The organism is bacterium, from assembly GCA_029210965.1.
GTDB lineage: Bacteria > BMS3Abin14 > BMS3Abin14 > BMS3Abin14 > BMS3Abin14 > JALHUC01.
Map to the genome: position 1 here is coordinate 1 of JARGFZ010000141.1, position 568 is coordinate 568.

The following is a 568-nucleotide window of genomic DNA, read 5'->3' on the forward strand; positions in this document are numbered from 1 at the left end:
TCTTTTTGATAGAGCTATAGCTAATGAAGAAAGATTAGCATCTAGTAGAGCAGCTATTAGAGATAGAGAAGAAGCTGAGATAAGAGCATATAATGATAGACAAGCGGTTAGTGCTAGTATAGCTGCTGAACATGCGGAAGCTACTTCTAGGCGTAGAGCAGAAGGGGAAGCTAGAAGAGCTACTTTAGCACGTGAAACTAGACAAGCAGAATTAGAAAGTGTCTTTGCCCCTAGAACTGATACTCCAAGAAGGGCAGAAGAACAAGCTAGTATTAGACTATTAGACCTAAATAATAGAATTACAGCTGCACGAGAAAGACAAAATATAGCTAATGCTTTTGGTGCTAGAGCTATAGGTGCTATGACTAATGCACAAGCTGACTTAATTCGTGGAATAGAAGCACAGAATACTGCACTTAGAAACTCTCAAAGCCTTTATCGTGGACTTCATGATGTTAATAGAGGCTTACTAGTTAGTATGTTTGAAATGGTTGCAGGTTATAGACTTGTAAACTTTGTTATTAATACTATACAAAAATCACTATTAGCTATTCCACAAGCAGGTATT

General features: G+C 37.5%; 1 protein-coding gene. It reads left to right on the forward strand.

The genetic code is table 11. The annotated features are described in order from the left end of the window. Positions 1 to 568 (forward strand): hypothetical protein (locus P1S59_14680; protein MDF1527466.1); only part of this gene is annotated, 568 nt, incomplete at both ends.